Annotated in this window: 12 protein-coding genes; 6 read left to right on the top strand and 6 right to left on the bottom strand. The window is 68.9% G+C overall.

Going from position 1 to position 16,245, the window contains the following annotated elements; translation table 11 throughout:
• Window positions 1–310 precede the first annotated feature (310 nt).
• From HR086_RS34175 to HR086_RS34165, 3 genes are all read left to right on the top strand, one after another.
• The gene (locus tag HR086_RS34175) at window positions 311–1,495 is read left to right on the top strand and encodes a hypothetical protein (RefSeq protein ID WP_371817255.1); all 1,185 of its coding nucleotides are present in this window, start codon (window positions 311–313) and stop codon (window positions 1,493–1,495) included.
• Between the two features lie 15 nt (window positions 1,496–1,510).
• On the top strand, window positions 1,511–1,849 hold the full coding sequence (locus HR086_RS34170) for an FmdB family zinc ribbon protein (protein ID WP_174467732.1): 339 nt from the start codon (window positions 1,511–1,513) through the stop codon (window positions 1,847–1,849).
• A 310-nt stretch (window positions 1,850–2,159) separates the two neighbouring features.
• On the top strand, window positions 2,160–2,906 hold the full coding sequence (locus HR086_RS34165; protein WP_174467731.1) for a hypothetical protein: 747 nt from the start codon (window positions 2,160–2,162) through the stop codon (window positions 2,904–2,906).
• 12 nt (window positions 2,907–2,918) lie between these two features.
• Here HR086_RS34165 and HR086_RS34160 read toward each other — a convergent pair whose 3' ends face one another.
• Complete coding sequence (locus tag HR086_RS34160) at window positions 2,919–3,665, bottom strand: PHP domain-containing protein (protein WP_141648719.1); 747 nt, start codon at window positions 3,663–3,665, stop codon at window positions 2,919–2,921.
• Window positions 3,666–3,726: 61 nt separating this feature from the next.
• Window positions 3,727–4,002: a hypothetical protein gene (locus tag HR086_RS34155; RefSeq protein WP_046713894.1), complete on the bottom strand. Its 276-nt coding sequence runs from the start codon at window positions 4,000–4,002 to the stop codon at window positions 3,727–3,729.
• Window positions 4,003–4,228: 226 nt separating this feature from the next.
• On the opposite strand from HR086_RS34155, the gene HR086_RS34150 reads away from it, so the two are divergent.
• Window positions 4,229–4,441, top strand: coding sequence for a hypothetical protein (locus HR086_RS34150; protein WP_141648720.1), 213 nt, complete (start codon window positions 4,229–4,231; stop codon window positions 4,439–4,441).
• Window positions 4,442–4,501: 60 nt separating this feature from the next.
• Here the strand turns inward: HR086_RS34150 and HR086_RS34145 are convergent, their stop codons facing one another.
• The gene (locus tag HR086_RS34145) at window positions 4,502–6,658 is read right to left on the bottom strand and encodes an alpha-amylase family glycosyl hydrolase (protein WP_174467730.1); all 2,157 of its coding nucleotides are present in this window, start codon (window positions 6,656–6,658) and stop codon (window positions 4,502–4,504) included.
• 230 nt (window positions 6,659–6,888) lie between these two features.
• Here HR086_RS34145 and HR086_RS34140 point away from each other — a divergent pair, with 230 nt between their 5' ends.
• Both HR086_RS34140 and HR086_RS34135 read left to right on the top strand, forming a co-directional pair.
• A complete protein-coding gene (locus HR086_RS34140; protein WP_174467729.1) occupies window positions 6,889–8,262 on the top strand; it encodes a DUF4331 domain-containing protein in 1,374 nt (457 codons plus the stop codon).
• 11 nt (window positions 8,263–8,273) lie between these two features.
• Complete coding sequence (locus HR086_RS34135; RefSeq protein WP_174467728.1) at window positions 8,274–9,584, top strand: tetratricopeptide repeat protein; 1,311 nt, start codon at window positions 8,274–8,276, stop codon at window positions 9,582–9,584.
• Between the two features lie 76 nt (window positions 9,585–9,660).
• Here the strand turns inward: HR086_RS34135 and HR086_RS49610 are convergent, their stop codons facing one another.
• The 3 genes from HR086_RS49610 to HR086_RS34120 all read right to left on the bottom strand — a co-directional run.
• Window positions 9,661–12,276: a protein kinase gene (locus HR086_RS49610; protein WP_174462197.1), complete on the bottom strand. Its 2,616-nt coding sequence runs from the start codon at window positions 12,274–12,276 to the stop codon at window positions 9,661–9,663.
• A gap of 80 nt (window positions 12,277–12,356) precedes the next feature.
• Entirely contained in the window at window positions 12,357–14,822 is a 2,466-nt protein-coding gene (locus HR086_RS48020; RefSeq protein ID WP_217442059.1) for a serine/threonine-protein kinase, read from the bottom strand.
• Between the two features lie 46 nt (window positions 14,823–14,868).
• Window positions 14,869–16,245: tetratricopeptide repeat protein (locus HR086_RS34120; RefSeq protein ID WP_373564390.1), on the bottom strand; the 1,377-nt coding region annotated here is incomplete at its 5' end.

Genomic DNA, 16,245 nt, shown 5'->3' with positions numbered 1-16,245 from the left:
GCTCCGGTCCTCTTCGAAGTAAACTGTCAGCGACCTCTGTTGGTCTCCGGAAGCGGGGCCTCTGATACCCCCTGCCTCCTCGGCCCGCAACGTCCGGCAGCCGGCGTCAAGGATCGCTCCTTCCCTTGGCCGGCCCGTATCCTGGCTTGCAACAGCCGCTGGCTGTTTAGATTGGAGGCGGACTGGCTCATTGACACTTGTCTGGCCGCGAAGATAGAGGCATCCGCCCTCGTAAACGAGCATTTTTCCGCACCTTTCCATGACCAGCCCCTGGCAGAGAAGACGACAGCCCGACGACGTCCCCACCCCCGTGGCGGTTGCCGTCTCGGATTTCTGCCGGCGCGCGAAGTCGCCGGCACCCGCTCCCGAGGTCCGTGAAGCGCTCGCCCTGCTGCTCGAGGACGACGACTTCCGGGTCCGGGCACTCACCGACGCGGAGCCGGAGACCACCCCCCTGGGGCCCTTCGCCGTCGTGGACATCCTCCGAGGTACCGCCCCCGCCGTTGCCGCCCAGCGTCAGAGCTGCGGCTACTACGACGTGGCCCGCGAGTTGGCCTACGTACGGGAGGAGAAGACGCCTCCCCGCGCCGTGGCCGCGGACCCGTCCATCCCCTCCTTCGCCCTGCCCGCCGCCAAGCCCGCTGGAGAGTCCTCCGGCAAGGCGAAGAAGGGCGCCAAGGCGGATGAGGCCACCGTCCTTGAGCGCATCGCCCCGAAGAAGCGCTCCACCCTGGTGGACGAGGAGACGACCTCTCCCTCCGAGCAGGAGCTGGCGGCCCTGGATGACGGGCCGAGCTTCCTGCGCCGCGACCTGCCCCGTCCCCGGGGCCGCTTCACCCGCGTGGAAGCGCCCCGCACACCCTTCGTGGAGCTGACACGGGCCTCGGGCAAGGAAGTCCTGGAGGCGTTGCTGGAGGGCTCCGAGCACCGCTTCGCCCTGCTGCGCAACATGTCGCACCGGTTCAACGGCTCGCGCGGGGATTTGACCCTGGTGGACCTGGAGACGGTGCTGCGCGATCACGGCCTGCTCGACGCGCTGAAGGAGAAGGAGCGACTCCAGCTCCTGGACGCCTACACCCAGCAGCGTGGCGCGACGGGCCGGGTCGGCTGGGCGCTGGGCGTGAGTCCTCCGGAGCTGCAGCGGCTGGTGGCCTCCTGCGGATTGACCGAGGACGTGGAGGCCCTGCGCGAGCGCTTCCGTCGCGAGGCGCTGGCCACCTCGCACCTGACGCACCGGTTGGATCTGCTGGGCCGTGAGAAGTACCTCGCGGACCTGGGCATCCAGCGCAAGTTCAACGAGTCGCTCCGCAAGGACCTGGAGCGGCTGCTGCGCGATGAACTCCCCGGCGCCACGGATCTTCACGGACTCAGTGATGCCGTGGGCCGCAAGTATGGCTCGCCCAGCGAGCTGGTCTTCCGCGCCATCGAGCGCCTGGGGCTCGCCGAGGGGCTGCGCAAGCAGCTGCACCCCGGCGTCCCTCCCTCAACTCCCTGAAAAGGCACCGCACCCATGCCCATCTACGAGTACGCCTGTCAGAGCTGTGGAAAGATCATCGACGTGCTGCAGAAGTTCTCGGATCCTCCGCCCGCCACGTGCGCCACGTGTGGCGCGGAGGGCCCGCTGACCAAGATGCTCAGCCGCTCCAGCTTCGTCCTCAAGGGCGGCGGCTGGTACTCCGACCTGTACAGCTCCACGAAGAAGGACGGCTCCTCGTCGTCCTCCTCCTCGGGTTCGTCGTCGAGCAGCAGCTCCTCCTCGAGCAGCACGTCGTCCACTCCGTCGACGCCCGCCGCGGCCTCGACGAGCGGCGCCCCCGCGCCGGCCGCGGCGTCGGGCGACAAGAAGTAGTCGGACGCGGAGGGGGCGGAAAATTCGCGCGGGGTCCGGGAGCGACGCACACTCGCTCCCCGTGCCCTTCCCTCCCTCCAAGCGTCCTCCCCGCCAATGTGCTCTGTGCGGTCACCCGGAGCTCACGGATGCGCGCGGGCTCGGCCGCTTCCTGCTCGTGCCGGACCCGGCTGGACGGGGGCCGGTGTGTCCGTCGCAGCGAGGCTGCCGTGGCGGCAAGCGGGAAGCCTCCTCCCCGTCAACGCTGACGCAGGCATCGCGCTGAGCTAAGCAGGGAGCTCCCGCGCGTGCCTGTCGCGGAGGTGCCCCGATGCTCGCTCGACGCCCCCTTCCCTCGCTGTCCCTCCTCGTGCTGGCCGCGTTCGCGGTCGGCTGTGGCAACTACACCCGCATGGCGCCGGAGGCCCGCACGTCGCTCCAGCGCACCCTCACGGGGCCGGACGCGGAGCAGTACCTGCGCGTCTCCGGCAACGTCATCCCCTTCTTCGGGGACGGCTCCAAGCGGCTGCTCACGCCCTACGCGCCGGACGACGTGCGCCTCCTGGACGACAGCAACGGCAAGCCCATCAACCCCGGCGCCGTGGAGCGCACGCTCCCCGTGGGCACGAAGCTGCGCATCACCAAGGTGGAGTTCCCCACCGCCTGGGTCGTCGCCGAGCGCGTCCTCTACACGCCGCGCACCTGGCCGTGGGTCTACCTGGCCGAGGAAGGCAAGCCGGACGCGCCGCCGCTCGTGCTGGTGCTCCCGCCCAACCTGGAGCAGCCCAACGACTTCCGCGCGGAGGTGGAGAAGTACCTCTCCGCCCAGAATCCCAAGTCCCAGCTGGAGGCCCTGGCGCCGCCCGTGCGCGATGCCGTGCGCGAGAAGCGTCTGGTGGCCAACATGTCCGCGGACGCGGTGCGCATGGCCTGGGGGCCGCCGGAGCTGGTGCGGCGCACGCTGGAGGGCACCGCGAAGAACGAGGAGTGGACGTATCCGGGAGGCCGCCGCAAGGCCTTCATCACGGATGGCCGGCTCGCTCGCGCTGAAGAGGCAGGCGCTTCCGTCCTGCCTTGACCGCTCGGCGGACTACCGACGCCCGCCGCCGCCACCGCCGCGGCGGCGCTTCCCACCGCCGCCACCGCCACCACCCTGCTTGCGAGCCGCCTGGGCCTCGCCCGGGCGCGTGAGGCGGGGCAGCTCCCCGGCCATCACCGGCCAGAACTCGCCCTTGAGCAGCTCGGCCACCAGTTGGGCCTGCGTCGCCACGGGGCGCTTGAAGAACGTGGCGCCCCGGCCCATCTCGTCCAGGGAGCCGCGCACGTCGCTGCCACCGGTGCACGGCAGCTTGAGCGCCTCGGCGGCCTCCACGGCCAGGTCGTTGGCGGTCTGCTTCACCCGGGCGTTGTAGCCCTCCACCGCGCTCAGCACGTTGAGCGAGCGCACGTAGTCCATGGCCGGGTTGGGCGAGTCCCTGTCAAAGGGCCGCGCCGCGATGATGGCGGCGCCCATCGCCTTCACCTTGGGCAGACACTCCGCGGCGCTCCAGGGCTTCTCGCGGTTGCTGCCCCACATCTGCACGGGCTCGGGGGCAAGCTCCGGCTTCGGGAAGAAGCACAGGTATTGGCCACGGTCCGTCACCAACTCCAACCCGACGAACACCTTCACCTTCGACTTGGCGCCAATCTCGAACAGCTCGTCACAGCCGTCCTGGGTATTGGTTTCCGTGAAGGCCACCCCGTCCAGGCCGAACAGCGCGGCCCGTTCCAACACGGCGCGAGGGTCCAACTCGCACCCCTTGGACAGGTGGGAATGGGCGTGCAGGTCGATGAGCATGGGCGCCGCTCCCTAACAGGCTCCCCTGGGCCTGTCGAGCCCGCGCTGCCCCCTGCGTCCCTCAGGCGAAGGCGTAGGACTGGAAGGTCCCCTGCTTGGCCTGCGTGTTCTTCTCCTCGTAGGTGCGGATGAGGTACCCCATCAGCATCAGCGAGGACGTGTTCTCCAGCACCCGGGATGGGTCCTTGGAGATGAGATTGGCGCTGTAGTTCAGGAAGAACTGCGCCAATTCCTCCCCCGCCTCCTTGACGATGAGCGCATTCAGCGCGGTGGGCTCCATCGTCCGGATGGTGTTGATGAAATCAACCGCCAGATCCTTCTTGGTCTTCACGTCCACGGGCCTGCCCCCTTCCCCAACACGCCGCCACTCGTGGCCCCCTGCCTCGAGCGCCCCCAAACGGGTGCGACTTGGGCAAACTAAGCACGCGCTTTCGCGTGCAAACCCCCGTCACGAGGCCAGCAACGCCCTACCCTCCAGGAAGCCGGGTTTTTGACACCTCTGAACACCCCGTGCGATAACGCCCCCTTGTCCTGTGTCGGGACCGCACAAGGAGTGGCTGGCGATGTTCACGGGCGTGAAGGTCTTCTCCGCCACCAAGGCGAAGGAGCGCGAGGAGCTGGGTGAGAACGTCACCCGTTGGATGAAGAGCAACTCCGATCTGGAGATCGTGGATCGCGTGGTGGCCCAGTCGTCCGATAACGAATTCCACTGCTACACCCTCGTGCTCTTCTACAAGCACAAGACGGCGCAGCAGCCCCCTCCGCAGCAGCCGTAGTTCGCGGGGCCGCGGTGGGAAGGGGGCGGCCTCTCCCCTTCCCTCAATCCCGCGGAAGCACTACTCGGTGCGAGGCACGTACACAGCGACGCTGCGCGGCGGGACCACCATCACGGTCTCCGTCCCGGCGAGCTGGAGCGTCCGCCCACTGAAGACGTCCTCGTACGTGGCGCTGCTCGCCGCGAGGCTTCCCAGGGGCTCCACCACCAGCGGGCGCTCCACGTCGCTCCGGTTGATGGCGATCACCGCGCCCTGCCCGTCCGGCAGCGAGCGCTGGAAGATGTACAAGTCCCTTTCAATCCGCAGCGTGTGTCGGGCTCCCGTCTGGAGCGCGGGATGGGCCAGGCGCGTCTGCCCCAGCTTCTGGACGACGGCGAGCAGCTCCGCCTCCAGCGGGGTGAGCGTGGAGCCAAAGCGCATCAACCGGCGGTTGTCCGGATCCCCCGCGCCCGGCAGGCCCACCTCGTCCCCGTAATAGACGAGCGGCACGCCCGGCTGCGTCAGCACGAAGGTGAAGGCGAACTTCGCCTTCTCGAAGGCCGCCGCGTCCGTCACCGAGGCCGAGGGGCGCGAGCTGCTCCAGGGGTCTCCCCCCTCCCCGTCCAGCTGCTTCGCCGCCTGGGAGATGAAGCGCGCCACGTCGTGGTTGCCGATGAAGGGCGAGTTGATGGTGCCCGGCGCGTAGAAGACCTCGTTCTCCCGCACCGCCTGGTCCACGCGCTCCAGGCCCTGGCCGTCCGCGAAGGCCTCGCGCACCGGCCAGTACAGGGGGAAGTCGAACTGACCATCCAACTCGCGGGGGCTGATGTAGCGGGCGATCTGCGAGCGGCCATCCGCGCCGACGAAGGTCTCACCCACCAGGTAGAACTCGGTGCCCGTCATCGCGGTGATGTCCCGCAGGCGACCGCGCAGGGTGCGGCCCGCCACCTGGTCCATGTGCTTCACGGCGTCCATGCGGAAGCCGTCGAAGTCCGCCGCCTCCAGCCACCACAGCGTGTCGTCGATGAACTGGTCCACCATGTTCGACGAGCGCCAGTTGAAGTCCGGCAGGTAGTTGGTGAACTTGCACGTCAGCCGCTTCTCTTCCCAGTCACAGTCCTGGGTGCCGCACACGCAGCTGGCGGAGGTGTTGAACCAGTCGTCGTTCCGGTGGCTCACCCAGTACGGGTGCTCCTCGTGGACGTGGTTGAGCACCAGGTCGGCGATGACGCGGATGCCCTTGCGATGGGCCGCGGCGGTGAGGGCGCGCAGGTCCTCGATGGAACCGAAGCGGTGCTGCGTCGCGCGCGGCTGGGAGGGCCAGTAGCCGTGGTAGCCGGCGTAGTACTTGCCGCCCGTGCCGATGAAGCGCCCCTCGGGGTTCTGGTCCACCGGGGAGATCCACAGCGTGCGCACGCCGAGCGCGTCGAAGTAGCCGTCCTCGATCTTCTGGGTGATGCCGGCGAAGTCGCCGCCCTGGTAGTTGGCGATGGGGTCCACGTCCGCCACGGCCCCGTCGTTCTCCGAGCGCGCGTTGAGGAAGCGGTCCGTGAAGGCGAAGTACATCAGCCCCGACTCCCACCGGAACTTCTGGGGCTCCACCCAGAACGGCAGGTAGAGCGGCGGCGCCGCGCGGCCGGACGCGTCCACGGCCACCACCTTCACGTGGTGCTTGCCCTGGGCCAGTCCCTGGACCTGCAAGCGGAAGCGCCCCGTTCCCGCGTCGAAGGTGCCGGGCTTCTCCTCCCCGTCGAGGGACAGCCTCACCTTGTCGGTGGCTGGCCCCACCTCGTCGGTTCCGTCGACGTACGCGACGTCCACGTCGAGCGAGCCTTCCGGCGTCGACACGAAGCGCCGCAGCTCCAGCACGGGCTCGCGGCAGTCCGGCACCGTCAGGCGCGAGTACTCCTCCGTGCGCACCCAGCGGGAGTACGGGTTCTGCGGGTCCAACAGCTCCTGCTTGCCCACCACGAAGCGGTAGCCGTAGTCGCGCGGCTCCAGTCCTTCCAGGCGCGCGGTGAACACGCCGTCACCCCGGTCCGCCATGCGCGCGGACGTGGCGGAGAAGCCATTCCATTCGCCCGTGATGGACACCGCGCCCTGGAGTGACTGCTGGGGCGCGTACGTCAGCGTCACCTCGCAGGTCCGGACGGGAATCGAGTCCTCGGAGTCACCGCAAGCCGCGGAGAGGAGCAACACCGGAAGCGCGAGCGAACGGACGATGCGGGAGTGCGTCATGCGGCTGCCTTTCTACGGGAGGGCCCCTCGCTTTTCCAAGCCCCCCTCCGCCAGCTTTATGACTCACCGCGACATGCCGGGCTGATGCCCACCGGACACTGGAGGCCCTCCGGCACCTTGGGACAGGAGCCAGGGACCCAACCTGCCGGGTACGGAGGGGGCCCTGGCGAACGAGCCCGCAGCTTCGTCCCGCGCCCGCCCTCGTGGTTTCCCCCCTCCCAGGAAAACGAATGAGAGCTCCCAATCCGGCGTGGCATCTCCTCGCGGTTCCGCTGTTCCTCGCAGCCAGCGTCGCGGTGGCGTCCAGCCATCGCGAGGCCCCGCTCATCAGCAACGACCCGGCGGCGGACGGGACGGACATGTACGCCTGGAAGCAGGGCGGCAACCTGGTGCTGGTCGCCAACTACTACCCCATTGGCATTCCCTACGGCGGCCCCAACTACTACCTGTTCGACGACAACGTCCTCTACGAAATCCAGGTCGACCAGTCGGGAGACGGCGCGCCCGACATGCGCTTCCAGTTCCGCTTCCGCACGCAGATTCGGCCCAGCCCCCTGCCCTCCGTGGGCGCGGTGGCGGGGTATGACGCGTACAAGGACTCCTTCCTCTACGCCTTCTCGGGCGTGAAGACGGCCACGGCCCCGGAGATCCTCCGCTACCAGACGTACACGCTCACCAAGGTCGTGGGCGGCTCGCAGCAGGTCGTCGTCCGGGACGCACCGGTGGCCCCCAACAACGTGGGGCGACTGACGACGCCCGCCTATCCGCAGACCGCGGGGGCCTCCGTGCTGGACCCCATCACCCAGAGCGCCATCCAGACGGGGCTGGGCACCGCGGCCAAGTACAAGATCTTCGCGGGCCCTCGGGACGACCCGTTCTTCGTCAACCTCTCGAAGACGTTCGACTTCCTCAACTACGACGGCAAGCCGAACCGCGATGACCTGGCGGGGCTCAACGTGCTGTCGCTCGTCATCGAGCTGCCGCTGACGGAGTTCAGCTCACCGCACCTGGGAATCTGGACCACGTCCAGCCGGCCGAAGGTCACGACGCGCCGTACGGATGGCGGGGTGGATACGAGCGGCTCGTGGGTCCAGGTGTCCCGCCTGGGCAATCCGCTGGTGAACGAGGTGGTCGTCCCGATGAAGTTCAAGGACTTCTTCAACGCTTCCAAGCCGCAGAACGACCTGTCCACGCCGGCCATCGTCGCCATCATCTCCAATCCGGAGCTGCCCCAGCTCCTCCAGGCCAAGGGCTTCATTCCCCTGGCCCCACCCGCGCCGCGCACGGACCTGGCCACCATCTTCACCCGCAACACCCAGGGCAAGCCCACGGGCGAGATGCTCCACATCAACACGGGCACGGACTCCACGTTCCCCAACGGGCGGCTGCTGACCGACGACGTGACGGACGTGGCGCTCAAGGCGGTGGGCGGCGCCTTCTTCACGACCTTCGCGGACGGCGGTCCCGCCATTCTTCCCGACGGAGGCGGCACCTTCGCCGCGGCGGCCGCCGGGCTCAGTGATGGCGTGGCGGCCAACGACAAGGCCTTCCTCACGACCTTCCCGTACCTGGCGCCTCCCCACTCCGGCGACCCGACCCCCTGAGCCCGCGCGCCATGGCCTCTCGACAACTGCTCGCCCTCGGTGTCGCGGTGGTGGCGATCTCCGCGGGTGGGCTCACGCGGTGGTGGCTCGCTCCCGCACGGCAGACGCCCCCGGGCTCGCGGGCGTCCGAATCCACGGGGGAGCGACTGGCTCGGATGCAGCGCGAAGCCCCGCTGGACGATGCCCCGGCCCAGGCCCGACTCGCCACGGAGTGGATGCGGGAGGGATTCCGCTCGGGGGATGAGCAACACCTCCTGCATGCGCGTGTCGCCGCACGACGCGCATTGCTGGTGGACCCCGAGCGCGTGGATGCCCTCAAGGTGGAGCTGCTCCTGCTCCACCACGACCATCAGTTCCAGGATCTTCGCGACGCCTCGCGACGACTGACGGAGCTGTTCCCGCACGACGCCTTCTTCCAGGGGCTGCTTGGAGATGCGGAGCTGGAGCTGGGGCGCTACGACGAGGCGGAGACGGCCTACGCGCGGATGATGGACTTGAAGCCCTCGCATGCGACGTACACCCGCGTGGGCTATTTGCGCCTCATGCGCGGAGACGTGGATGGGGCCATCTCCGTCCTCAAGCTGGCGGCGACGTCGGCGGACCCTCGGGATGGCGACACGGTGGCTCGGGCCTTGTGTGAGCTGGGCGATGCGTACCTCGCGCGAGGCGAGCCGGACACGGCCATCGAGTACTTCACCGTGGCGCTCTCACATGCGCCCGGCCTGGACCGCGCGCACGCGGGACGGGGGCATGTGCTGCGCATGCGAGGACTCCCCGACGCGGCGGCGGTGGAATACCGGGCGGCGATGACCGCTCGTCCCAAGTCGGGACATCGGGCCTTCCTGGCCGACGCGCTCATGGCCGCGGGGCGCGAGCAGGAGGCCCAGGCCGAATACACCCAGGCGTTCCAGGACACGGCCCAGGACGCGAGGGAGCAGGCGCGGCTGCTCCTGGACCTGGGACGAGACGTGGCCCAGGCGGAGGTGCTCGCGCGGCGTGAGCTGACACGCCGTCAGGACGTCTTCACGCAGGCGGTGCTGGCCTATGCGCTCGTCAGCGCCGGCAAGCTGGACGAGGCGCGTCCCCTGGCGGAGGCCGCGCTGCGGCTGGGGACTCGCAACGCGAGGCTGGAGTATGTCGCGGGACTCGTGGCCTCGGCGGACGGGGCCCGGGACGAGGCCCGGCTTCACCTGGACGCGGCGCTGCGAGGTTTCCCACCGCTTCCACCGAGACAGGTGGAGCGGGCGCGGGCGCTGCTCGGCGCCCTCGCTTCCCCTTCGCCGAATGTCAGCGCCCAGACCCTCGGCCAGCCCATGAAGTGAGGCCGTGCATCTCCGCGCCGGTGTCGCGACGGCTCGGAGCATGTCCCCTGGCCCTCGAACATCCGAGCCAGTCGCGCTACGGCTCGGAAGGTGAGCCCTGCATGGACTCGTACTCCTCCAGCACGCGCAGCACCTTGCTCGCCTGCGCATGAGATGACGGGGCCAGGTCGAGGAAGAGGCGGTAGTGCTTCGCACCCTCCTCCTTGCGGCCGAGCCGCGCCGCCACCGAGCCCAGGAACAGGTGGCACTCGAAGTTCTCCGGCTCCATCGCGACGCACTCGCGCGCCCGGGTCCTCGCGGACTCGAACTGCTTTGACTTGAACAGGGCCTTGGCCTGTTCGAGCGCCAGCTCGCCTCGACTCGCTTCCGGCGACTCCTCCGGCTCCACCACGATTTCCTGCTGCTTGCCGGATGTCGCCGGCTTGCTCGTGGTCGTACGCGTCCCCGTCGATACATGTCCCCCAGGGCGCGCTCCCGCATCCTCGTGCCCGATGTTGGCGGACTCGACCTCGACCTCGACGGTTTCGGCCTCGGCACGCTCGGCGGCCGCGGCGGCGCGCTCCGCGGTGGCTCGGGCCGTCTCGATGCGGACCGACACCGCGCCCTGGTTGTCCGTCGGGTCATCGTCGATGAAGCCGCAGTACAACCCGTGGACGCCGCTGAGCTTCACGTCCTCGCCCCGCGACAGGAGGAAGCGCTGCGCCCGGGCCGGAGGCGTGCTCGGACCATCACGCTCCACCGACACCTGCTGCACGCACGCCACCGTCACCACCGGCCCTTGATCTCTTCCTCGCGTGAAGGCCCCACCCTCCACCGGCTCCAGCAACAGCGTGTACACCTCCATGGGGTCCAGGCCGTCCACGAAGAGGCTCCTGCTCAGGTCCGTGGTCATCCACTCCAGGTGGATGGTGTGGCGGCGCTCCTCGTTCGTCCGCGTGTTCGTCACCGTGACGATGCGCTCGGGCAGGTCATCCTGGGGCGTGGGCGCGCCCACCGTGAAGATCATCACCGCCGATGCGCCCCGGAACGGCTCCGGCTTGCGCGTCACGAGGCCCACCGCCGCGTCCGCCGCGACGTTCTTCCCCGACAGCAGGAAGAAGATGCTCGGCATGGGCTTGCCGCGATCCGCCGGGGACAAGACCCCCGACTCGGAGATGCGATAGGTCACCTCCGGGTTCAGCGTCCCCAGCGCCGCACGCCCGGACGAGACGCCGAACAGGTGCCGCCGTGCATCCAGCCGGAAGGACTCCATGGGCATGTGCACTGTGTCCATCGCCTCGGGCGGCTTGCCCGCGGCCACCTGAGCGGGCTGCTGCCGCGGAGGTGCATCCGTTGGCCTGCGGGCATCCGCGTCCTTGAGCGGAGGCGTGGGCAGCGGCGGCCGGGCCGGCCCGCTCGACGAGGGCTTCGGCGGGACCCAGTCCGACTTGAGCTTGTCGAACGCCGACCACATGAACCCCGCGAGCACCAGCAGGCCCGCGGCCACCACGACGTGGTGCGTGGAGATGCGGAAGCCGTTCTCGAAGAAGCCTCCCCGGTCCGGAGAGTTGCCGTCCTCATCCTCGTCTTCGCCGTCCAGCCCCTCCCCTCCATCCGGCAGCTCTCCTGGATGGCTCTCGATGGTCTGCGGCTCCGTGCGCAGCTCCGGCGCGGAGATCTCCGTCGGCTTGGGCAGGAGGCTGTTGGTGGCACGCCAGACGGACAGCTCCTCCACGAACGAGGGCGGAACCTTGGTGTCCTTGCCCATCTCCGTCAGGTCGGGGCGGAACAACTCCCGCAGGAGATAGGCCGCCGACATCGCGGAGAAGCGCGGCGCGGCCTTGAAGAGAAACCCCGCCAGCGCATCCCCGAAGGCATGCGCGGACTCGAAGCGGTCCTCCTTCTTCACCGCGAGCGCCTTCTGGAGGATGGCCTCCAGTCGCACCGGCAGGTCCGGCTTGATGTCGCGCGGACGCGGCAACGGCTGACGCGTGTGCAGCTTGTGCATCACCACGTACTCCGGCCCCTCCAACGGGAGCCGGCCACACACCATCTCGAAGAGCACCACGGCCGTGGCCCAGACGTCCGTGCGCGCATCCACGTCCTCGCCCCGCGCCTGCTCCGGGGAGAAGAAGAGGTACTTGCCCTTCACGACGCCCGGCGCGGTGTCGAAGCTGCGCAGCGAGCGCGCCTTGGCGATGCCGAAGTCGACGATCTTGACCTGGCCCTCGTAGCTGATGAGGACGTTGTCGGGGGAGATGTCCCGGTGGACGATGTTCAGCGGCTCGCCCTTGTCGTCCGCGCGCGTGTGCGCGTAGTGCAGCCCCCGGCACATCTCCAGGGCGATGTACGTGGCGATGGGCACCGGAAGGCTTGCGAAGTTGGAGCGCAGCGCCCGCTTCATGATGCGGTTGAGCGGCTGCCCGTCCACGTACTCCATGGCCAGGAAGTACTCGCCATCCACCTGCCCGAAGTCGAAGACCTGCGCGATGGCCCCATGCGACAGCGTGGCGGAGATGCGCGCCTCGCTGATGAACATGGAGACGAACGCCTCGTCGTTGGCGAACTCCGGCAACACCTTCTTGATGAGGACTGGCTTGGTGACGCCCGCGGCCCCCAGAAGCTGCGCCCGCCACGTCTCCGCCATCCCCCCCCGGCCAATTCGGGATTGGAGCTCGTACCGGCCAAACTGTTCGTGCTGCTCATTCGCCATTGGGGCGTAGGGTATCGCGAGGGATTCCGATCAAAAAGGGTCGTCAGTGAATGCGGGTCTCAATGTCAGGATTCCCGCCGCTAGGGGGTGGACGCGGGTCGGGTCTGCCCATGGCCCGAGAGGAGTTCCTTCACGGTGGCGGCCTTGGGGTGGCTCGGGTGGCGCCGGAGGAAGGTCCGATAGCGCTCGAGGGCGCCGTCCATCCGGCCGAGCCGCGCCTGCATGACCCCCGAGAGGACCAGGCAGTCCGGCTGTTCCGGGACGGTGGAGAGGCAATCCTCGGCCAGCAGGAAGGCATCGTAGAACTGTCCGGCACGCGCCAGCCGCTGCCCTTGTGTGGCCAACCTCGTGGCCTCCCCCACGCGGGCATCCTCCACCGGGGGAGCCTTGGGGCGCTTGGGGTCCCACGGCGCGATGCGCACCTCGGCCTCGCCTTCGTTGTCGAAGACGGCATCGTCGATGAATCCACAGCGCAGGCCCTGGATGCCGCGGACCCTCACCTCGCGCCACTCCGGCAGGAGGAACTGCAGCGGCTGCTCGGCATACCCGTCGACCTTCCGGACGGGCTCGAGGGCGGAGGGGAGTTCGGACCACTCGATGCAGGCCACCTGGCTCATCGGCGCGTAGGCCCTTCCTCTCAGGAAGACACCCTCCCCGACCGGATTCAGCGACAGGGTATAGGTCTGCCGGGCATCCAGGCCTCGAATCAGAAGCCCCTTGCTGGCGGAGACGCGCATGGGCTCGGGGTGGAAGGTGAAGCGCTGCTCGACGGCCGCATCCTCTTGCTTGAGGTACACCGACTGGTAGGCGAGGTCATCCTGGGTCGGCTCTCCCAGGGTGAACAGCGCGACGGCCCGGACGCCCTCTATCGAGATGGGACGGCGACCGACGACGCCCTCGCGCACCTCCGGTCTGACCGCCTCGCCCGAGAGCAGGAAGAAGACCGGGGGCTCCCGGCGCGGCGCGGGTTCCAGGACGGCCGGGTGGGCAAACCCATCCGACGGGCTCGAGCCCCAGAGGCGGTAGGTGACGGTCGAATCCAGACGCGGGAAGGCAACCAGGTCCAGCGGTACGCGCAGGACATGTCGTCGGGAGTCCAGACGGAAGGCCGTCGCGGCGGGATACTCCGGGACGGGCTCTGACTCGTTGGAGTCCTCGGAGTCTGTCTCCGGACTGGACGCATCCAGCGCCACCTGCTGGGCGGCCCGCGGAGTCGAGGCATCTGGAGCGGAGCGCGACACCGCGCCCCCCGCGTCGCCGGGCTCCGGGTAGTGCGCGAGCCGCGAGGGATGGGAAGGAGAATCCGGTAGCTCGAGTTCCCTCGCCGGCCGCAGCCAGTGAAGGGTCCCCCAGAGCGCGAGGAGTCCTGTGCCCGCGACCAGCCCCAGTCGACCCCACTTGGGGAACTTCGAGGGACCCGCGACCGAAGGCGTGCGCACGGTGGGGGCATTGTGTGCGCCGCGCCTCGGGGAAGACACCTTGGACACGGGCGCGGGCCCTGGCGTCGGTGGCCGTGCGTGGGGACGGGGCGGAGGTGCGTCCGTTCCACGCCAGGCGGCCAGCTCCTCGAGGAACGAGGGCGGCACGGTCAGCTCGCGGCCCTCCTGGAGCAGGTCCGGCTTGAACAGCTCCCGGACGAGATACGCCAGGTTCATGGTCGAGAACCGAGGCGCGAACGGATAGAGGAATGAGGCCAGCGCGTCGCCAAACGCATTCGCCGACTCGTAGCGAATCGAGGCATCCACGGACAGCGCTCGCATCACAATCTCATTCAGCGCGGACGGCAGCTCCTTGCGCACCTCCCGGGGCGAGGAGAACTCCCCATGCACCATCCGAGACATCACCGCCGCCTGCGTGCCGGTGACGGGGAGCTGTCCACACAGCATCTCGTAGAGCACCAGGCCCGTTGCCCAGACATCCGTGCGGGCATCCACCTCGCGGCCTCGGGCCTGCTCGGGAGAGAAGTACAGGTACTTCCCTCTCACGACGCCGGGCTCGGTGTTGAAGTTGCGCAGCATGCGCGCCTTGGCGATGCCGAAGTCGACGATCTTGACCTGACCCTCGTAGCTGATGAGGACATTGTCCGGAGAGATGTCCCGGTGGACGATGTGCAGGGGCGCGCCCTTCTCGTCCGTGCGCGTGTGGGCATAGTGAAGCCCCCGGCACATCTCCAAGGCGATGTACGTCGCCAGGGGAATGGGCATCTGCTGCAGGCCCGTCTTCGCCGCGCGCCTCAGGAGTCGGTGGAGCGGCTGGCCATCCACGAGCTCCATGGCCAGGAAGTACTGTCCATCCATCCGTCCAAAGTCGAAGACCTGGGCGATGTTCCCGTGCGACAGCGTGGCGGAGATGCGCGCCTCGCTGATGAACATGGAGACGAACGCCTCGTCGTTGGCGAACTCCGGCAACACCTTCTTGATGAGGACCGGCTTGGTGACGCCCGCGGCGCCGACCAACCGCGCGCGCCACGTCTCCGCCATGCCTCCTCGACCCAACTGGGTGAGGAGCTCGTAGCGTCCAAGGTGCTCATGCGGATCGTGGGTCATGGGGGTAACCCGTGGCGGGCGCGCAAATCATGTCGCGGTGGCGCCGTCATTTCGGGGCCGAGGCGCCCTCGATTTCCATCAGGAGCCCCTCCACGATGTTCGCTTGTGTGTGTTCCGGATAGAGCTGGTGAAAGCGTTGGTACAGTCGCGCGCCCTCTTCCGTCCGGCCCGCGTAGCCCAGCGCCGTGCCTGACAGGAGCAGGCATTCGGGGTGGCTGGGAATCAAGGCCAGGCATTTCTCCCCCACGGCCACGGCCTCCTCGTACTTCTTCTCGCGAAGGTGTTGCTTCAGGTCCTTGAGCAGCTGCGTGACGTCCGGGGTGCGAGGCTTCTTGGCGGGCGGACGCTTGACGGCGGCCTCCGCGTCGATGCGCATCCGGAGCGCCCCCTCGTTGCCGTCGGCGCCGTCGTCGACGAAGCCACACACCAGTCCGAGGACGCCTCGCACGCGGCGCTCCTCGCCTTGTCGGAGCAGGAACTGGAGGGGCAAGGCCTCCTTGTCCCGGGAGACTCCGCGCGGCGAGGGGTTCTCTTCGGGCGGTGGCACCCACTGGGCACAGATGACCGTGGTGGCGGGGCCCGCGCCGCGACCATGAAGGAATGCGCCCTGGGGCGTCGCCTCCAGGTTCAGCGCGTAGGTCGTCATCGGATCGAGCCCCTTGAGGACGAGTCCGCGCTTCAGCAGCAGCCCCTCCGCGTCAGGGCGGAAGACGAAGGACTTCGATGCCGCGACGCTCGCGCCGGACAGTTGGATGAGCCGCTCGGGGATCGACTCTTTGCTGCCAGGTCCGAGACGGAAGAGCGAGATATCGCGGGCCTTCTCGATGGCTTGGGGCTCGCCCGCGAGTTCCCCCAGACGGGCCCCCTCGGGGAGGAGCGAGGCGTCGCCGGACAGCAGGAAGAAGACCGTTGGAGGAAGGCCCTGGGACGGACTGAGGATGAAGGGCGCACCCCGGCCGGGCGAGGTCGTGTCGACGAGCACGAAGGAGCGCTCCGGGGCGAGCGGTCCAAACGCCTTGAAGGTCCGGGGGACGATGATGACGTCGCGGTCTGCCTCGAGCAGGAACTCCGTCACGGGGTACTGGACGAAGGTGGGCGGACGCAGGGTGCCGGAGTCCAGCCGGGGTCGGGCTTCGGGCGCGGGCATGGCACCGGACGTGGCCGGGCGCCGCGTGGAAAGGGCGAGCCCCACGCAGGCCGCGACGACCACGACGCCGCAGGCGATGCCCGCGAGCCGCTTCCAGTTTCGCTGCTGGGGGATGCTGGGGAGGAAGAGCTCCGTGGCGCTGTCGAGCAGCTGGGTGGGCCGCTCCGACAGGGGAATCACGACCTCGGAGCGCCTCCGCTTGCGAGCCGGATCCTGAGGCGCGGCGTCTCGGGCCGAAGGAAGCTCCTCGGTTTGAACGGGGGGCGGCTTCGGGGG

The organism is Myxococcus sp. CA039A, from assembly GCF_013336645.1.
In the GTDB taxonomy this organism is placed as follows: Bacteria; Myxococcota; Myxococcia; order Myxococcales; family Myxococcaceae; genus Myxococcus; species Myxococcus llanfairpwllgwyngyllgogerychwyrndrobwllllantysiliogogogochensis.
This window is presented reverse-complemented; position numbering and strand designations above follow the sequence as displayed.